This is a genomic window from Streptomyces sp. NPDC031466 (assembly GCF_055581265.1).
Genome location: NZ_JBVIJT010000001.1, coordinates 626,935 through 644,847, shown reverse-complemented (window position 1 = coordinate 644,847; position 17,913 = coordinate 626,935). Strand labels below are relative to the sequence as shown.

Sequence of the window (17,913 nt, the reverse complement as noted above, 5' to 3'; positions counted from 1 at the left end):
GTCACACCGGCGTGCTCAGCGACAGCGCGAAGCGGCCCCGCTCGTCCGTCCACCAGTGCGTCAGATCCAGTGCCGAGGCCGCCAGTTCGGCGCGTACGCCGTCCTGTCGGAACTTCGCGGAGATCTCCGTGCGCATCTCCTCACCGGCGGCGAAGTCGACGGCCAGGTCGAGCGCGGAGATCTTCACCGTCTGGTCGGCCGTGGAGCGCAGCCGCATCTCGATCCACTCGTGTTCGCGGTTCCAGACGGCGACATGGTCGAAGGCGGCCGGGTCGAAGTCGGCGTCCAGTTCGCGGTTGATCACCGCCAGGACGTTCTTGTTGAACGCGGCCGTCACCCCGGCCCGGTCGTCGTACGCCGAGACCAGCACCGACTCGTCCTTCACCAGGTCGGTGCCGAGGAGCAGCGCGTCCCCGGGGGCCAGCAGGTCGCGCACCGAGGACAGGAACGCGGCGCGTTCGGCGGGCAGGAGATTGCCGAGCGTGCCGCCGAGGAAGGCCACCAGGCGCGGCCCGGGCGTCCCCGGCAGGGCGAGGCCCCGGGTGAAGTCGGCGATCAGGGCGTGCACGTCGAGCGAGGGCCGCTGCGCGAGCAGGGTGTTCGCCGCGCCGGTCAGCGCGCTCTCGCTGACGTCGACGGGCACGTAGGTGTGCAGGGACGTCAGGGCGTCGATGAGGTGGCGGGTCTTCTCCGACGAGCCCGAGCCCAGCTCGATCAGGGTGCGGGCGCCGGTGACGTCCGCGATCTCGGCGGCCCGCGAGAGCAGGATCTCCCGCTCGGCGCGCGTCGGGTAGTACTCCGGCAGGGTGGTGATCTCCTCGAAGAGGGCGCTGCCGCGCGCGTCGTAGAACCACTTGGGCGGCAGCGTCTTCACGGCACTGGTCAGGCCGTGCAGCACGTCGGCGCGCAGGGCGGCGCCGGTCGCGTCCTCGGGCAGGGTGCGGGTCAACAGGAACGGGCTCACGCGGGTGGCTCCTTGAGCGGTGTCAGCAGTACGTCGGTGGGGCTCGCGGCGAGCAGGGTGCGGTCGGGCACCTCGCGCCAGTGGGGATCGTCGTCGTAGGGCTCGGAGGCGACCACGGTGCTGCGACCGGGCTCGGCGCGGTACCAGAGCGTGTCGCCCCAGGCGGTCGCGGTGATCGTGTCGCCGTCGGTCAGAAGGAGGTTCAGGCGGGAGGCCGGGGCGGCCTGGGCGACCTCCAGGACGGTGTCGGCCAGGGCCTGTCCCGCCGCCTCGCCGCGCCGCAGCCGGTGCAGGGCGAGCGCCCACACCAGCGCGGAGTCGCAGCGTGCCTCCATCGAGAGCAGCTCGGCGGGCGGCAGGCCCTCGGCCAGGGCGGCCAGGGACCCGGGCCAGCCCTTGACGGCGCCGTTGTGGCTGAACAGCCAGGGCCCGGCGGCGAAGGGCGCGGCCGCCGCCTCCCCGTCGGCACCCGCCAGGGTGGCGTCGCGCACCGCGGCGAGCAGCGCCCCCGAGCGGACGACCCGGGCGAGGTCGGCGAAGGACTGGTCGCCCCAGATCGGCCCCGTGCGGCGGTATCTCGCGGGCGCGGGGTCCCCGTCCGCGTACCAGCCCACCCCGAAGCCGTCGGCGTTGACCGTGCCGTACCGCTGGCGGCGGGGCGCCCACGACTGGCGGTACAGGCCGTGCGGGGGTGTCACGAGGAGGCTTTCCAGCGGCACCGGCGGTCCCAGATAGGCGATGTGACGGCACATCAGCAGACCTCCGGCGCGGACGCCTCCGAGGGGCCGGCGTCCCGTGCGGTGCGGAACCCGGCGAAGATCTGCCGCCGCACCGGGTGGTCCCAGTTGCGGAACGTGCCCCGGCAGGCCACGGCGTCCACCGAGAAGGCCCCGCCGCGCAGCACCTTGTAGTCGCCGCCGAAGAAGACGTCCGAGTACTCCCGGTAGGGGAAGGCGGCGAAGCCGGGATAGGGCAGGAAGTCGCTGGACGTCCACTCCCACACGTCGCCGATCAACTGCCGTACGCCCAACGGTGACGCGCCCGCCGGATAGCTGCCCGCCGGGGCGGGCCGCAGGTGCCGCTGCCCGAGGTTCGCCCGCTCGGGGGTGGGGTCCTCGTCGCCCCACGGGTAGCGCAGGGAGCGGTCGGTGACCGGGTCGTACCGGGCCGCCTTCTCCCACTCCTCCTCGCTCGGCAGGCGCCGGCCCGCCCAGCGCGCGTACGCGTCGGCCTCGTGCCAGCTCACGTGCAGCACCGGCTCGTCGGCGGGCACCGGCTCCACGGTCCCGAAGTGGCGCCGCAGCCACTGCCCGCCCTCGCGGCGCCAGAACAGCGGCGCCCGCAGGCCGTTTCGCCGGACCATGGCCCACCCGGCCGGTGACCACCAGCGCATCTCCTCGTAGCCGCCGTCCGCGATGAAACGCTGGTACGCGGCGTTCGTCACCGGCGTGGTGTCGATGAAGAACGGCGGGACCAGGCGGCGGTGCGCGGGCCGTTCGTTGTCCAGGGCCCACGGCTCGGTGGAGGTGCCCATCGTGAACGGGCCCCCGGGGACCAGGACTTCGGTCGGCCCGGTGAAGGGCGGGGCCGGCTCCGGGTCGGGCGCGGTGAGCGCGGTGGGCCCCGAGCGCAGCTGATGGGTGATGAGCATGGTCTCGTCGTGCTGCTGCTCGTGCTGGGCGATCATGCCGAACGCGAAGCCCGCGTCGGTGAGCGCGCTGCCGTGGAACGGCGTGCTGTCCAGCACGTCGAGGGCCCGCCCCCGGACCTCGGCCGCGTAGCCGCGGGCCTCGGCGGGAGCGAGCAGCGGCAGGCTCGGCCGCTCGGCGCGGGGGTGCTCGAAGGCGTCGTAGAGCGAGTCGATCTCCGGCCGCATGGCGTCGCGGCCCGCGACCGCGCGCAGCAGCCACTGCTCCTCCTGGTTGCCGATGTGCGCGAGGTCCCAGACCAGGGGCGACATCAACGGCGAGTGCTGCGCCGTCAGTTCGGCGTCCTCGACACAGTCGGTCAGCAGGGACGTGCGGTCCCGGGCGGCGAGGAGCGCGGCGAGCGCGCGCTCGCGCAGGGCCTGCGCATCGGTGGTGGGGCCGTTCATCGTCGGGCGTCCTTCCCCGTGGCGTCGTCGTGTCCAAGTGCCTCGCCCGGGCCGTCCAGCAGGTCGTCGGCCGGACAGCGGCCCCGCGCGACGTACTGCTCGGCGTACGCGGCGACGGCGTCCCGCACCGAGGCGTCGGCGCCCAGCCGGGGCAGCGCGTCGACGGCGGCGGCGAAGCAGACCAGGGCGGCCTCGCGCAGCTCGGCGTCGGCCGTGCCGTGGCGCGCCGCGTCCAGCCACAGCGGACTGTGCGGGGCGGCGACGGAGCCGGGCGGGCCGTCCCGTTCGGCCAGCGGCTTCACGGCCCGGTAGGCGGTCTCGGCCGCCTGCGCGTCGTCGAACAGCGCGCACGTCACGGCGAGCGGCACGATCCAGCCGTCCTCGCCCGGCTGGGCGTCGACCATGCGCAGCTCCAGGTGGCCGCGCGGGCGGACCGGCGGGAACAGCGTCGTCAGGTGGTAGTCGAGGTCGTCGCGGGTGGGCGGCCGCGGCAGGCCCGAGCGGGTCCAGTCACGGAAGGTCAACCCTTCCGGGACGGTCCACGCCCCCTCCTCGCCCGGCGGTCTCTTCACGCACATGACCGGCGCGTCGAGGGCGTGCCGCGTCCAGGTCTCCCGCGGTTCCCCCTCCAGCGACGGGGCGCCGGACCTGCCGGGTTCGATGCCCGCCCACACGGCCTGCCGGGTGGAGCGCCAGCCGGTGGGGCGGCCCTCCTGGAGCGGCGAGTTGGCGAACGCGGCCACCAGGACCGGACCGAGGAGATGCGCCAGACGCCAGCGCCGCGCGTAGCCGAGCGGGCCCGGCTCCTCGTACCCCGCGTCCAGGCAGATCTGCACGGACGCCGTCGAGCACATCATGCGGCGCCCGGCGGGGCCGCCGCGGTCGAGGCAGGACTCCAGCGCGTCGTAGCGCGGCTCGCGCAGGAACCGCGAAGGCGGCCGCCACGGGTCGGCGCCGATCCCGCTGAGGGTGAGGCGATGGTCGCGCAAGGTGTCACGGACGAGACCGAGATCGGCCCGCATGTCCGACACGCACTCCGTCAGGGAAGCGGCGGGCAGCGAGCTGAGCTCCAGCTGGCCGCCGGGTTCGACGGTGAGCGACGCCTTCAGGGGCAGCGCCCGCAGGGCGGCATAGGCGGCTTCGAGACGGGCCGCGGGGACCGGCAGATGGGCCAGTCCGGGTTCGTGGACGAGCCATTCCAGTTCGACGCCTGTGGTGCGGGGCGGCCCCGTCTTGAAGCAGATGCCGCGCACCAGTGCCTCCACCTCCGCCTCGGTCACCGGGTCCGGTGCCTTGGTACGAGGTGGAGGGAGGTGCTTCGTACAGTCTCCCTCGGGCATAGGAGGATCCTTTCCTGTCGCAGGTGCTCGTCACACCCAAGACCCTTGAAGCCATCCGCACAAGAGTGCCCTTGAAGCCGTTCTCGCACCAGGAATTTCTGTCGCCCGGCCGACACCCCCGGCTCACCGGCCGTTCACCCGCGCCCCGAGGAGCGCCGGCCGCGGCCGCTCCCGAACGACACGGGGGCCGTCGCAGACCTGTCCGGCCCACTCCACGCGGCGCCGGCCCCGCGCGGCCCGCAGGCTCGGTCCATGATGCCTCGTCACCCCCGCCGGGCCACCGTCCTCGTCGCCCTCGCCGCCGCGGCGGCGGTGCTCGCGCCCGTCCCCGCGGCCTCCGACCCCACCCCGCCGCCGCCCACCCCGGCCGCGCCGCCCCGCACGGCCTCCGCCTGGCTCCCGTACTGGGACCAGGAGGCCGCGTACGCCACCGCCCTGCGCCACGCGGACCAGCTGCACACCGTCAGCCCCTTCTGGTACGAGACGAAGGCGGCCGGGCGTGTCGACCCGCACCTCCACGCGGCGGACCGGCGTGTCGTCGACGGACTGCACGGCGCGGGCATCAAGGTCGTGCCGACCGTCATGGAGCGCATGCCGCGCGGCGCGCTGGCCGACGTGGTCACCGACGCGGGCCGCCGCGCCACGCACATCGAGACCCTGCTGCGCGTCGTCAAGAGCCGTGACTACGACGGCCTCGACCTCGACTACGAGACCATCGCACCGACCGGCGACGCCGCGTACGAGAAGGTCCGCGACGGGTACGCCACGCTGGTCACCGACCTGTGCGAGCAGCTGCACGCCCTGCGCAAGCAGTGCGTCGTCACCGTCTCGCCGAAGACCGCCGGCACCGGCCGGGTCTGGGACTACAAGCGGCTCGGCGCCGCCGCCGACCGGCTGCGCGTCATGGCGTACAACCTCCACTGGGCCGAGGGCGCCCCCGGCCCGCTGTCGACGCCCGCGTGGTACGACGAGATCCTGCGGCGCGCCACCGCCGACGTACCGGTCGACAAGCTGGAGATGGGACTGCCCGCCTATGGCTGGGACTGGGCTGTCGCCGGCCGAGGGCGCGCCCGGCACGTCACCTCCAAGGAGGCGGAGGCGCTGCGCCGCAAGGTGGGCGCGCCCTACCACCTCGACCCCGCCTCCGGCACGCCCCACTTCACGTACACGGAAGGCGGCACCCGCCGCACGGTCTGGTACCAGGACGCTCGCGGCACCGCCGCCCACCTGCCCGTGCTGCGGCGGTACGGCGTGCGCCACACCGTGCTGTGGGCGCTGGGCTTCGAGGACCCGGAGCTGTGGCGGACCCTGGCCACCCTGTGACCCCGCCGCCGTCCTGTGACCCCGCCGGGCCGGCCCTTGAGGCCCCGCCGCGCCGCCCCGCGCCCTCGCGCTGCGCCGGCCCGGCGCCGCTCCTCACGCCCGCGCCGGTGCCCCGGGGACGGGCGCCGGCCACTGCTCGTACCAGCGCTGGTCCGCCTCCAGCTGTGCGGCAAGGGAGATCAGCAGCGGCTCGCTGCCCGCGGGGCCCAGCAGCTGGGCGCCGACCGGCAGACCGCCCGCGAGACGCCCGGCGGGGACGTTGACGCCGGGCCAGCCGAGCACGTTCCACGGCCACGCGTAGGGGCAGGCGGCGATCATCGCCCGGTCGGTGCGCAGGCCGCTCAGGCCGGCCAGCGCGCCGATCCGGGGCGGGGGAGCGGCCGTCGTCGGCGCGAGCACCACGTCGTACGTGGAGAAGACCGCACCCACCCGCTCGTGCAGCGCCGCCTCGGCGCGCCGCGCGAGCCGCAACGGGGCGCCGCCCAGCAACCGCCCCACGCGGGCCGCCTCACGGGTGCGCCGGTCGAGGAGCGAGGCGTCGGGGACGTGCTCCGCCCACTCCGCGATGCCCGCCGTGGCGCGCGGCACGAACGCCAGGCCGATGAGACCGTAGTCCGGATCGGCCGCCTCCACGTCGTGCCCGAGCGCGGCGAGCCGGTCCGCCAGCGCCACGACCCGCTGCCGCACCCCGGGGTGCAGCCGCTTGGCCGTGGCCGTGAACGGCATGCGCAGCGACAGGGCGATCCGCAACCGCCCCGGGTCCCGGGTCGCGGCCTCGGCGGCACGCACCCGCAGCGGCCGGTGCAGGTCACCCGCGTGGCTGCCGCTCGCCGCGTCGAGGAGCAGCGCGGCGTCGGCGACGGTCCTGGCGAGCGGGCCGTTGACGGTGATCCCCTGGAACGCCTCGGGCCACGGCCACGTCGATATCCGCCCGCGCTGCGGCTTGATGCCGACCAGCTGCGTCCACGCGGCCGGTATCCGCACCGACCCCGCGCCGTCGGAGCCCAGCGCGGCGGGGACCAGGCCCGCGGCGACCGCCGCCGCCGAGCCGCCCGACGAACCCCCCGGCGTGTGCCCGGTGTGCCAGGGATTGCGGGTGTCCCCGAACCCCGGCCCCTCCGTGAAGGGCCACTGCCCCAGCTCGCAGGTGTTGGTCTTGCCGACGATCACCGCGCCGGACGCCCGCAGCCGCCGCACGGCCTCGCAGTCCTCGGACTTCGGCGGGAACTCGCCCCCGCAGCCGAACGCGGTCGGCTCGCCCGCGACGTCCATGTCGTCCTTGACGGCCAGCGGCACCCCCAGCAGCGGCCGCCCGGCCGACGGGCCGCCCGCCGCCAACTCCCGGTCGGCGGCGTCCGCCTCGGCGAGCGCGGCCTCGGCCCGCACCCGCTTGAAGGCGTTCAGGACGGGCTGCGCCGCCTCGATCCTGGCCAGTGTCCGCTCGGTCAGCTCACGCGAGGAGACCTCTGAGGCGGCCAGCGCGCGAGCGGTGCGCGCCAGCCCTTCGGCACGGTCGGCGGTCATGCGGGGCACCTCCGGTCGAGGACGGATGCCCGCACGTTAACCGGCGAGTAGCCCGGCGGGGAACGAGCCGGACGGATCAAGACGGTTCAGGGGAACGGAAGTTCACGCCGCGCCGCCGAAAGGATCCTGGCCGCCCGCCGTCGAGGGCCCCACCCCGGTCTGCGAAGATGCCGATGCCATGGCGCAGATACCGAACCAGCAGCCCGCGCGGCGCCCCGTGCCGACGAGCACCGATGTCGCCCGCCTCGCGGGCGTCTCCCGCGCGACCGTGTCCTACGTCCTGAACAACACCGCCTCCGTGCGCATCAGCGAGCCCACCCGACGCCGCGTCCACCAGGCCGCGAGAGAACTGGGCTACGTCCCGCACGCCGCCGCCCGCAGTCTGCGCGCCGGTCACAGCCGGATGGTCCTCATGCCCACCTCGGAGATCCCGATGGGCCCGCTCTTCAGCCGGTTCTTCAACGAACTCCAGTGGGCGCTCAGCCGCCTCGACTACACCGTCGTGCAGTACGGCAGCCTCGGCATGACCGGCGAGGACGCCGCGCGCGCCTGGGCCGAGCTGCGCCCCGTCGCCGTCCTCGCGCCCGACGCCTCGGCGCTCGGACCGCGCGGCGTGACGGTCCTGAAGCGCTCCGGTGCCCGGGCCGTCTTCACGCTCGGGCCGCACCGCGTCGAGGGCGCCCACGCCCTCCTGATGGACGGCCGCCGGGTGGGAGAGGCCGCCGCCCTGCACCTGCTGGCCCGCGGCCGGCGCCGGATCGGGGTGGTCGTCCCCGCGGAGCCAGGACTGGAGAACTTCTCGCGGCCCCGCGTCGAGGGACTGCGCACGGCGGTCGACGCCGCGCACGTCACCGGTGCCTCGGTCGTGGAGCTGCCCCTCGCCCACGAGGAGGAGTCCGCCGCCCGGCTCGCGGCCCGCTGGCGCTCCCTGGACCTGGAGGGCGTGTTCACCTACAACGACGAGTACGCCATGCTGCTGATGCGGGCCCTCCAGGACGAAGGCATCGCGATCCCCGACGAGACGGCCCTCATCGGCTCCGACGACCTGGTGCTCGGCCGACTGCTGAGGCCCCGGCTCAGCACCGTCCGCATCGAGCTGCCCTCGGGCCGCGGCCTCGCCGAACTCGTCGACCGCGTGGTGCGCGACCCGGGCGCCGAACCCGAGGTGCACGACGTCCTCGGCGCGGACGTCGTGCACCGCGAGTCCAGCTGACCGGAGCCCCGCTGCACCTCTCCTACTGCTGGTCCTGCTGGTCCTGCTGGTCCTGCTGGTCCTGCGGGTCCTGCTGCTTGGCCTGCTCCTCGGCGATCTGCCTGCGCACCTCGTCCATGTCCAGCTTCCTGGCCTGGCCGATGACGTCGGCCAGCGCCGCCTCGGGCAGTGCGCCCGGCTGGGCGAAGACCGCCACCTGATCGCGGACGATCATCAGGGTCGGAATGGACTGGATGTCGAAGGCGGCAGCCAGCTCCGGCTGCGCCTCGGTGTCGACCTTGGCGAAGACCAGGTCCGGGTTGGCCTCGGCGGCCTTCTCGTAGACCGGGGCGAACTGCTTGCAGGGGCCGCACCACGAAGCCCAGAAGTCGATCAGAACGAACTCGTTGTCCGTGACCGTGCGGTCGAAGTTCTCCTTGGTGAGCTCCAGCGTCGCGCTGCTCATGGTGTGTCCCTGCTTCCTGTGTGGGGCATGGCCGCTGTCCACAACGGCCGATGGTGCGAAACGTATTCCGCCCGCGCGCACGGACCTGTTCCGTACGCGCACAGGCGTGTCCCGCGCGCTTACCCATGTGGCCGCGGCACACACCTCCCGACAGACTGTCCCCATGACGGATACCAAGACATACGACGTAGTGGTCATCGGTGCGGGTCCCGTGGGGGAGAACGTGGCGGACCGGGCCCGCGCGGCGGGCCTGAGCGCCGCGATCGTGGAGAGCGAACTCGTCGGGGGCGAATGCTCCTATTGGGCGTGCATGCCCAGCAAGGCCCTGCTGCGCCCCGTCATCGCCCGCGCCGACGCCCGCCGCGTCCCCGGGCTGCGCCAGTCGGTCCAGGGCCCGCTGGACGCCGCGGCCGTCCTCGCCCACCGCGACGAGTACACCTCGCACTGGAAGGACGACGGCCAGGTCGGCTGGCTGGAGGGCGTCGGCGTCGACCTGTACCGGGGCCACGGCCGCATCGCGGGCCCCCGCAAGGTCACGGTCACCGGCGCGGACGGCGCCCGGACCTCGCTGGAGGCCCGCCACGCGGTCGCCGTGTGCACTGGCACCCGCGCGGCCCTGCCCGACCTGCCCGGCCTCACCGACGTCAAGCCGTGGACGAGCCGCGAGGCGACCGCCGCCGACCACGTGCCGGGCCGCCTCCTGGTGGTGGGCGGCGGCGTCGTCGCCGTGGAGATGGCCACGGCCTGGCAGGCGCTCGGTTCCCGGGTGACGGTGCTGGTGCGGGGCGGGGGCCTGCTGCCCCGCATGGAGCCGTTCGCGGGCGAACTGGTCCAGGAAGCCCTGACCGAGGCGGGCGCCGAGGTCCGCTCGGGAGTCTCCGTGACCGCCGTGGAGCGGCAGGGCGGCACCGTCACCGCGACGCTGGACGACGGCTCGACCGTGCAGGCCGACGAGATCCTCTTCGCCACCGGCCGCGCCCCGCGCACCGACGACATCGGCCTGGAGACGGTGGGCCTGGAGCCCGGCTCATGGCTGTCGGTGGACGAGAGCCTGCGCGTGGAGGGCAGCGACTGGCTGTACGCGGTCGGCGACGCGAACCACCGCGCGCTCCTCACCCACCAGGGCAAGTACCAGGCCCGCGTCGCGGGCGCCGCCATCGCCGCCCGCGCCCGACGGGTCCCTCTCCTGGAGACCGACCGCTGGGGCGCCCACTCCGCCACCGCCGACCACGCCGCCGTCCCCCAGGTCGTCTTCACCGACCCCGAGGCCGCGTCGGCGGGCCTGACCCTCGCGGAGGCCGAGGCCGCGGGCCACCGCGTCCGCGCCGTCGACTACGACATGTCGGGTGTCGCGGGCGCGGGCCTGTACGCGGACGGCTACCGGGGCCGTGCCCGCATGGTCGTGGACCTGGACCGCGAGATCCTGCTCGGCGTCACCTTCGTCGGTCCGGGCGTGGGCGAACTCATCCACTCCGCGACGATGGCGGTGGCCGGCGAGATCCCCCTGGACCGCCTGTGGCACGCGGTCCCGGCCTACCCGACGATCAGCGAGGTGTGGCTGCGGCTCCTGGAGACCTACCGCGGCTGAGCCCGGCCCGATCGACTTCGCCGGGCACGCCGCGTGGGGCGACGCGGCGGCCCGAGGACGAGGGGGTGGTCCGGGGGACGGGGCGGATCGGGGGCGGCGAGGCTGCCCGGGACAGCGGGGTGGCCTCGGGGACGGCGGGGCTGCCCGGGGTGATGTGTCGGCCGGTGTGGCGCGCGGGACGCGTATCTCGCGGCCGCCCGGACACGCCGTCAGCTGCTCGCGTAGACGTCCTCGACATAGCGCCCCTCGGCGACCAGGTCCCGCCACCACGCCTCGGCCGCAGCGGCGTCCCCGCCCGCGAACTTCGTCCGCATCCGCTGGAACGCCTCGCGCACCCCGGGCGCCATCCGGGAGCCGTCGCCGCACACATGGACCACCGCCCCCGCCTCCAGCAGGCGCCACACCTCCTCGGCCTCGGCCGCGATCCGGTGCTGTACGTAGCGCACATCGCCCTCGGGGGCCTTGGAGTACGCGGGCCGCATGGACACCGCGCCCGCCTGTTCCGCCGCCTCCAGTTCGGCGCGGTGCAGATAGTCGACGTCGGGGTGGTCGCAGCCGAAGTAGCAGAGTGCCGGGGCGAGTTCACGGCCGGCGCGGGCCAGCTCCAGCCGGTCGGCGATCGTCCCCCGGAACGGGGCGAGGCCCGTGCCCGCGCCGACCAGCACGACGGGCGTCCGCGCGTCAGCGGTGACACGGAAGGCGTCGCGGCAGGGCTGTACCCGCGCGTACAGGGTGTCACCGGCCCGCACGCGGTGGAGGTACGAGGATCCGGTGCCCCGGAAGGTCCCGCGCCCGGAGCGGTCCGGCGCCGAAAGGAGCGAGACCATCAGGTCGGCGTGGTCCGGCGAGGTGACAGGTGAGGAGGAGATCGAGTAGTGGCGGGTCCGCATCGGCGCCAGCAGGTCGAGCAGCACGGGCCAGGGGAGCAACCCCCGCAGCGCCGGGTGGCCCTCGACCAGATCGAGCAGGCTGCCCCCGTGTGCGGCCAACGCGCCCGGGTCGGCCGCCAGTTGCTCCAGGGCGGACCGCTCGGGCGGGCACGGATCGTGTTCGGCGAGCAGGGCGACCTGTTCGGCGGTCGGAGCGTCACGCAATTCGACGTAACGGCTGAGGAGTTCGCGTACGGACACCGGACGATCCAGCGGGAGGGCGGCCCGCCCGGGCTTGTGGGCCCGGATGTTCAGGACCGCCTCCAGGTCGACGCCGAGCACCGCGGCCGCCCGCTCGACCACCTCCGGGTCATTGACCGGCAGGACGCTCAGGTGGTCGGCGGTGCGGTAGGTCACCCCGGCGGGCAGCGCGATCCGCAGGAACCGCTTCGGGCGGGCGAGCGGATGCGCCGTGTCGACGAGGTCGGCGCTCTCCACCACCGTCATCGCCATCGCGCCGTGCCGCGCGGCCAGCGCGTCCAGCGGCCCACCGGTGACCTCCACGACGTCGTAGCCGTGGGCCGGGGCCGCGGCGGCCGCCGCACCGACGCTCAGCGGGTCGCCGTACTCCTCCAGCAGCGCGCGCCGCAGCGCCTTCGTGAAGTGGCGCACGGAACCGGCGAGGTCCCCGGAGGCGTCGGCCTCGGCGCGCTCCAGGAGACGGCTCGCGCCGGACGCCGCGAGCGCGTCGTCGATGAGGGTGGGCACCCGCTGGTAGGTCGCGGCCCAGTTCCGGTCACCGACACCGAGGACCGCGTACCGCACCCCGGTGGCGTCGGGCGCGGCCGCCGTCAGCCAGGACACGAACGCGCGCGCGTCATCCGTGGGGCGGCCGTTGTAGGAGGCGGCGACGATCACCACGGGCGTGTCGGTCGGCAGGGCGCCCGTGGCTTCGTCCAGGGCCGCGACACGCACGTCGAATCCGAGGTCGGCGGCCTGCTCCCCGAGTTGCTCCGCGTACGCCCGACACGTCCCGAAATTGGAGCCGTGCAGCACGGTCAGAGCGGTCCCGGCGCGGGCCCGCGTCGCCCTGCCGTCCTGCGCCCGCTCACCCGCGTCGGCCTCGCCCGTGCCGGAACCGGCGAATCCGGCGAGGGAGCGCAGCTCGCGCAGCGCGGTCCGGCTCCGCTCCCGGTCCTCGGGGGTGCGCGCGGCCAGGGTCATGGTGAAGCCGTCCGGCTTGAGGGTGAGGGTCTCCTTCACCTTCAGGTCGTAGCGGGCGTGGTCGACGAAGCGGTAGCGGTGCACCAGCATGCCGAGCAGCATCGTGGCCTCGTGCAGCGCGAACTGCCGCCCGATGCAGGCGCGTTCACCGGTTCCGAACGGCTTGTACGCGTGCGGGGAGCGGCCCGCCTCGGCCTCGGGGGCGAAGCGCTCCGGGTCGAACTCCTCGACGTTGTCGCCCCACACCGGGTCGCGGTGCAGCATCGGGGTGAGCACCACCACGAACTGGCCGGCCCGCACCGGATGGCGCCCGCCGAGCGTCGTGTCGGCGAGGGCCCGGCGCTGGAACGCGGGGGCGGTCGGCCACAGCCGCAGCGCTTCGTTGAGCACCTGGCGCACATACCGCAGCCTGCCCACGTCCTCGTACGTCGGCTCGGGGTCGGTGAGGTCGCCCCACAGCGCGTCCACCTCGGCCTGGGCGCGGTGCAGCACGGCCGGGTTCTTCAGCAGGTAGTAGAGGGCGAAGGAGAGCGTGCCCGACGTCGTCTCGTGTCCGGCGATGAGGAAGGTGATGACCTGGTTGCGGATGTTGGCCTCGTCGAGGACCTCTCCGCTGTCCGGATGGGGGGAGTTGAGCATCAGGCCGAGCAGGTCGTCGGTGGCGGTGTCGCCCGCCGCCTTGCGGGCCCCGATCACCTCGTCGACGACCCGCGCCAGGAAGGCCGCGTCGGCGTCGAACTCCGCGTCCTTCGCCGCGTACTCCCCGCCGGGCACCCGGGCCAGCTTCGCCTGGCTGTGGCCGAGCCCGCGGACGAGGGCTTCGACGAAGGGGTGCGGATCGGCGCGGGCGAAGGACTCGAAGTCGTAGCCGAACCCGGACAGGCCGATGGTGTCCAGCGTCATCCTGGTCATGTCCTGCGACACGTCGACCGGCGCGGACCCGGTCCCGTCCGGTGCGAGGCGGCCGTCCCAGGAGGCGATGAGGCGCCGGGCCACGCGCAGCATGTGCGGGTGGTAGGTCCGCATCGAGTTCATCGCGAAGGCGGGCAGCAGGATGTCGTGCGCCTTGGCCCAGTTGGGCTCGTCGTCGTACGCCGTGAACAGGCCGTCCCCGGCGATGCCGCGCACGTTCTCCAGGGCCGGTCCGACCCCCTTGGCGAAACGCGTCTCGTCGCAGAGCTCCTCGACCAGCTCCAGGGAGGAGGCCCAGACGCTCTCACGCCCGTGGTAGCGCCGGACGTAGAGCGGACCGTGGCGGCGCGCGAGTTCCACGGCCTGCTGAACGGGGGTGCTGGTGAGTCCGGTTGCCGTGACGTCGACGGTCGGGACCTCGTCGGCCGTGACGTCGACGTCGGGGGTGGGGGATTCGCTCATGGCCAGTGCCTCTTCCCAGGGGTGCGGGGGAGTTGGACGCCCGATGCGCTGGGCGCCGCCTCCACCGTCGCGCGCCCCGGTCGCGGGCCCGCCGCCAGAACTACGTAATCTTGTAGGGGCCTTTTCCCCTTCGCGGCTTGCGCGGACAGGGGTGACGTGGTTATGCGGGGCGAGGAGGTGGACGCGTGTCCCGGTCGCAGGGTGGGGGAGCCACCGACGGCGGTCCGCCGGGCGCCGAGGCCGTGGGCGGGCCCAGGGTGGCGGACGCCGCCGTCTGGCGGGGCAGGTTCCTGAGCCTGCTCGACCGTTCGCCCGCGCCGACCGCCATCAGCACCGGCGACGGCGTGGTCACGGTCGCCAACCCGGCCTTCGCCGGGGCGCTGGGACTCCGGCCGGGCCGGGTCGCGGGTCGGCCGCTGCTGGACCTGCTCACGCCCACCAACAGGAAACAGCTCCGCAAGCTCGACGAGGCCATGCGCTCCGGCCGCCGGTCCCGCTATCCGGTCGAAGTGAGTTGGACGGCGGGAAAGACGTCGCACCACGGGCAGTTGACGGTCGAGCCGGTCACCGACCCCTTGGAGGACACGCCGCCCCTGCTGGTGACGCTGCGCGTGGCCGAGGAAAGCGCGCAGGCCACCGGGCCCGGCGCCGCGGCGCGCTCCCACGACGCGGACCTGGAGCCGGCCCATCCGGCCCTCAGCGCGCAGGAGGCCCGGATTCTGCGGCTCGTCGCGGGCGGCGCCACGACGGCGGTGGCGGCACGCGCCGTGGGCATCGGCGTGGACGGCGTCAACTACCACCTGACCCGGCTGTGCCGGCGGCTGCGGGCCCCGAACCGCACGGCCCTGGTGGCCCGCGCCTACGTCCTCGGCCTCCTCGACCCGGCGGCATGGCCGCCCGAGGTGTCCGCGCCCACCGCACGCCCGCTCCCACCGCCCCGCGACCGGCGCGGGGACTTCGCCTAGGAACTGTCCGTATCCCTGGTCACCCGCCCGGGAACCGCTCACCGGGCGGCACCGCCCGCCCCGCGCCGGGCGGGGCCCGATGGCGCGGGGGCGCGTGCGGGCGGTTAGCCTGAAGGCCAGCGGCGATCTTCCCGGGCCTGCCCGGCGCCGCACGGCGGTGGGGCCCGCCGTACCCGAACCGCGGCGAACGCCGCCAACGGTCCCTACTTGCGAACGAGCGCGCCCGCAGACGGGCGACGGCGAGTAGGAGGAACATGCCCGGAAGAGCCAGCCGACCCGACGCGGCCGGCGAACCCGTGGACCCCGACGTCGACCTCTCCATGGCCGCCCAGCGCGCCGAGCCGGCACGCGGACAGGGCCCGATCCTCGCCGCGGTGGCCCTGGGCGGCGCCCTCGGTGCCTCGGCGCGCTACGGCGCGTCCCTCCTGTGGCCGGTCGCGGCCGACGGCTTCCCCTGGCCGACGCTCGTGGTGAACGCCGTCGGCTGCGCGGTGATCGGCGTCTTCATGGTGCTGATCACCGATGTCTGGGCGGCGCACCGCCTGGTGCGGCCGTTCTTCGGGACGGGCGTGCTCGGCGGCTTCACCACCTTCTCGACCTACGCGGTGGACATCGAGCGCCTCGTCAGCGGCGGCCACATCCGCACCGGGCTCGCCTACATGGCGCTGACGCTGCTGGCGGCGCTGGCGGCGGTGGGGGGCGCGGCGTGGACGACGCGCCGCCTGGTGGCGAGGCGGCCCACCACCGCAGCCCGCGAGGACCTGCGGCCCAGGCGAGGGGGGAAGAACCGGTGAACTGGCTGCTCGTCGTCGCCGGCGGGATGATCGGCGCGCCGCTGCGCTATCTGACTGACCGCGCCGTGCAAAGACGCCACGCCACGCTCTTCCCGTGGGGCACCTTCCTGGTCAACGTCGTGGGCTGCCTGGTGCTCGGCGTGCTCACCGGCGCCGTCACGGCGGGCGCCGCCTCCTCCCGCGTGCTGCTGTTCCTCGGCACCGGGCTGTGCGGGGCCCTGACCACGTACTCGACGTTCTCCTACGAGACGCTGCGGCTCGCCGAAAGCGGGGCGCGGTGCCACGCGCTGGCCAACGCGCTGGGCAGCGTGGCGGCGGGCCTCGGCGCGGCCTTCATGGGGGTGGCCGTCGCCGAGGCCCTGTGGCAGTGACAGCCGACCGCTCGGTACGTCACCGCGTCACCGCGTCACTTCGTCCCCGCGTCAGCGCTTCAGGGCCGAGGAGACCTCCGCCGCCCACTTCCAGGGCGCCGCGGTGCCGCCGGGCTGTGAGTTGAAGTACTCCCAGCCGGCCACCCCGCCGAAGCCGGGATGCTGGGAGGCGAGTGCGCGGAGCGTCGACTTGAGTGTCGACATGCCGACATAGCCGCTGCCGCCGTTGGCGGACGAGGTGAGCGTGCCCGCGACCACCTTGGAGGCCGGGATCAGCCCGCGCGCGATGACGCGGTCGTAGTCGGCCGTGGAACTCATGCGACCCCAGCCGTTGTAGAACTGGGCGTTGAACCACGCGATGTCGCCGCCCCGGCTGCGGTAAAGCGCGTCGTAGTCGAATCCGGAGAGATTTCCGCCGCCGCTGAGCGCACTGCCCACGGGGGCGAGCGTGATGAGGAAATCCGCGCCGAAGTCGGCGCGCAGCGCACTGATGACACGCTCGATCCCGCGCAGCGACATCCGCTCCTCGACGTCGAGATCGACGCCGTCGAGCTCGTACTGCCGTATGAAGTCCCGCAACAGCGGGTAATACGTGTCGAATTCATTGTCGAGCCGGGTGAAACTGCCGGGCGCCGCCCCGCCGACCATCGCGAGCACGTGCACACCCTGGCCGCGCAGGGTCTTCAGGTCGCGCCACATCCGGTCGTATTTCGCCGCGCTCGGCGGATCGTCGTTCAGATGCACCGGCACGTACGGCCCGTTGAGGTCGTTGAGGTGCACCGCCGCGACCAGGACATCCGTCACGCCGGTGTGGTTCTCGGTGAGCGCGAGCGGCGACACGTACGTGCCGTTCGCGTACTGCGTCTGGTAATAGACGACCACGCGTCTGCCCGTCGCGGAAGGTGTCGTCGCCGCCATCGCCGTACCGCCCGATGCGGCGGTGAGGGCCAGTGCCGAGAGCAGGACGCTGCGCCTCTTCATACTCATCTCTCCCCTGAGGTCGAAGTCGCCGCAATTCTTACGGGCGTTGCGGCGAATCACCAGGGCGAGGAAGAGCTAAAGCGCATTAGTTCGCGACCTCGTGGCAGAGCCGTACGACGCCGTTGCCGAAGGCCCGGGTCCCGGTGAGCCGGAGGTCGGCCGTCACCTCCGGCGCCTGGAACATGCGCTTGCCGCGCCCGAGCACGACCGGGTGGACGTAGGTGCGGATCTCGTCGACGAGCCCCAGACGCAGGAAGGACGCAGCAAGGTCGGCGCCGCCGAGGGCCAGGTCCCCGCCCGCCTCCCGCTTGAGCGCCCCGATTTCCTCGGGCACCACCTCGCGCAGGATGGTGGTGTTCCAGTCCGCCTGGCGCAGGGTGCGCGAGAAGACGTACTTCGGCATGTCCCGCCAGATCCCGGCGAACTCCCTCTCGGGGCCGCTGCTCGACGGGTTCCGGTCCGCGGTCGGCCAGTAGTCGGCCATCAGCTGCCAGGTGCGCCGGCCGTCCAGGAACGCGCCCATCGCGCGGACCTCGTCGTTGAAGTGCTGGTGCAGTTCCTCGTCCACCAGGTGCCAGTCGATCTCGCGGTTCGGCCCCTCCATGAAGCCGTCCAGGGAGGCCGACATCGTCCAGACGATCTTTCGCATCGCGGTCCTCACGGGGTCGTCGCCGTGGGTCACGGCGGGTGGCCACGGCGTCGTGGGCGCGGCTGTCGTGGCGGCGGCTGCGGCGGCACTTCCGACGATACGCCGGGGAGGGCGAGGGGGCGGTGCGGGCGCGGCAGCACGCTCCGGGAGCGGGGGCTATTTGCCCACTCCGCCTCTTCGCCCGCCCCGCCCCT

Annotated in this window: 15 protein-coding genes; 6 read left to right on the top strand and 9 right to left on the bottom strand. The window is 74.1% G+C overall.

Going from position 1 to position 17,913, the window contains the following annotated elements:
* Position 1: 1 nt before the first annotated feature.
* Genes egtD through egtA form a run of 4 tightly spaced genes read right to left on the bottom strand, consistent with a single transcriptional unit; the run spans position 2 to position 4,399 of the window.
* Positions 2–964: an L-histidine N(alpha)-methyltransferase gene (gene egtD / locus ACZ5GP_RS02305; protein ID WP_468748961.1), complete on the bottom strand. Its 963-nt coding sequence runs from the start codon at positions 962–964 to the stop codon at positions 2–4.
* Positions 961–1,716, bottom strand: coding sequence for an ergothioneine biosynthesis protein EgtC (egtC, locus tag ACZ5GP_RS02300; RefSeq protein ID WP_468748960.1), 756 nt, complete (start codon positions 1,714–1,716; stop codon positions 961–963). Before egtC ends, egtD begins: the two co-directional genes overlap by 4 nt.
* Positions 1,716–3,059, bottom strand: a complete 1,344-nt coding sequence (gene egtB / locus ACZ5GP_RS02295; RefSeq protein WP_468748959.1) for an ergothioneine biosynthesis protein EgtB — start codon at positions 3,057–3,059, stop codon at positions 1,716–1,718. The genes egtC and egtB overlap by 1 nt, the downstream gene beginning before the upstream one ends.
* Positions 3,056–4,399 (bottom strand): ergothioneine biosynthesis glutamate--cysteine ligase EgtA, encoded by a 1,344-nt coding sequence (gene egtA / locus ACZ5GP_RS02290; protein WP_468748958.1) that lies wholly within the window; start codon positions 4,397–4,399, stop codon positions 3,056–3,058. The genes egtB and egtA overlap by 4 nt, the downstream gene beginning before the upstream one ends.
* Positions 4,400–4,651: 252 nt before the next feature.
* Here egtA and ACZ5GP_RS02285 point away from each other — a divergent pair, with 252 nt between their 5' ends.
* On the top strand, positions 4,652–5,722 hold the full coding sequence (locus tag ACZ5GP_RS02285) for a glycosyl hydrolase family 18 protein (protein WP_468748957.1): 1,071 nt from the start codon (positions 4,652–4,654) through the stop codon (positions 5,720–5,722).
* 93 nt (positions 5,723–5,815) lie between these two features.
* On the opposite strand, the gene ACZ5GP_RS02280 is transcribed toward ACZ5GP_RS02285, so the two are convergent.
* Positions 5,816–7,246 (bottom strand): amidase, encoded by a 1,431-nt coding sequence (locus ACZ5GP_RS02280; RefSeq protein ID WP_468748956.1) that lies wholly within the window; start codon positions 7,244–7,246, stop codon positions 5,816–5,818.
* A 178-nt stretch (positions 7,247–7,424) separates the two neighbouring features.
* Between ACZ5GP_RS02280 and ACZ5GP_RS02275 the strand changes: the two genes are divergently transcribed.
* A complete protein-coding gene (locus tag ACZ5GP_RS02275; protein ID WP_468748955.1) occupies positions 7,425–8,459 on the top strand; it encodes a LacI family DNA-binding transcriptional regulator in 1,035 nt (344 codons plus the stop codon).
* Between the two features lie 22 nt (positions 8,460–8,481).
* Here the strand turns inward: ACZ5GP_RS02275 and trxA are convergent, their stop codons facing one another.
* A complete protein-coding gene (gene trxA, locus ACZ5GP_RS02270) occupies positions 8,482–8,904 on the bottom strand; it encodes a thioredoxin (protein WP_468748954.1) in 423 nt (140 codons plus the stop codon).
* 163 nt (positions 8,905–9,067) lie between these two features.
* Here trxA and ACZ5GP_RS02265 point away from each other — a divergent pair, with 163 nt between their 5' ends.
* Positions 9,068–10,492 carry a dihydrolipoyl dehydrogenase family protein gene (locus tag ACZ5GP_RS02265; protein ID WP_468748953.1) on the top strand — a complete coding sequence of 475 codons (1,425 nt, stop codon included), beginning with the start codon at positions 9,068–9,070 and terminating at the stop codon, positions 10,490–10,492.
* Positions 10,493–10,701: 209 nt separating this feature from the next.
* Here ACZ5GP_RS02265 and ACZ5GP_RS02260 read toward each other — a convergent pair whose 3' ends face one another.
* On the bottom strand, positions 10,702–13,959 hold the full coding sequence (locus ACZ5GP_RS02260) for a bifunctional cytochrome P450/NADPH--P450 reductase (protein ID WP_468748952.1): 3,258 nt from the start codon (positions 13,957–13,959) through the stop codon (positions 10,702–10,704).
* Between the two features lie 185 nt (positions 13,960–14,144).
* Here ACZ5GP_RS02260 and ACZ5GP_RS02255 point away from each other — a divergent pair, with 185 nt between their 5' ends.
* The 3 genes from ACZ5GP_RS02255 (at position 14,145) to crcB (ending at position 16,089) form a co-directional block, all read left to right on the top strand.
* Positions 14,145–14,924 (top strand): PAS domain-containing protein, encoded by a 780-nt coding sequence (locus ACZ5GP_RS02255; protein WP_468748951.1) that lies wholly within the window; start codon positions 14,145–14,147, stop codon positions 14,922–14,924.
* Positions 14,925–15,178: 254 nt separating this feature from the next.
* Entirely contained in the window at positions 15,179–15,718 is a 540-nt protein-coding gene (locus ACZ5GP_RS02250; RefSeq protein WP_468748950.1) for a fluoride efflux transporter FluC, read from the top strand.
* Positions 15,715–16,089 carry a fluoride efflux transporter CrcB gene (gene crcB / locus ACZ5GP_RS02245; RefSeq protein WP_468748949.1) on the top strand — a complete coding sequence of 125 codons (375 nt, stop codon included), beginning with the start codon at positions 15,715–15,717 and terminating at the stop codon, positions 16,087–16,089. The genes ACZ5GP_RS02250 and crcB overlap by 4 nt, the downstream gene beginning before the upstream one ends.
* A gap of 51 nt (positions 16,090–16,140) precedes the next feature.
* Here the strand turns inward: crcB and ACZ5GP_RS02240 are convergent, their stop codons facing one another.
* Together ACZ5GP_RS02240 and ACZ5GP_RS02235 are read right to left on the bottom strand one after the other, a co-directional pair.
* Positions 16,141–17,070, bottom strand: a complete 930-nt coding sequence (locus ACZ5GP_RS02240) for a glycoside hydrolase family 18 protein (protein ID WP_468748948.1) — start codon at positions 17,068–17,070, stop codon at positions 16,141–16,143.
* Positions 17,071–17,155: 85 nt separating this feature from the next.
* A complete protein-coding gene (locus tag ACZ5GP_RS02235) occupies positions 17,156–17,719 on the bottom strand; it encodes a dihydrofolate reductase family protein (RefSeq protein ID WP_468748947.1) in 564 nt (187 codons plus the stop codon).
* Positions 17,720–17,913: the final 194 nt, after the last annotated feature.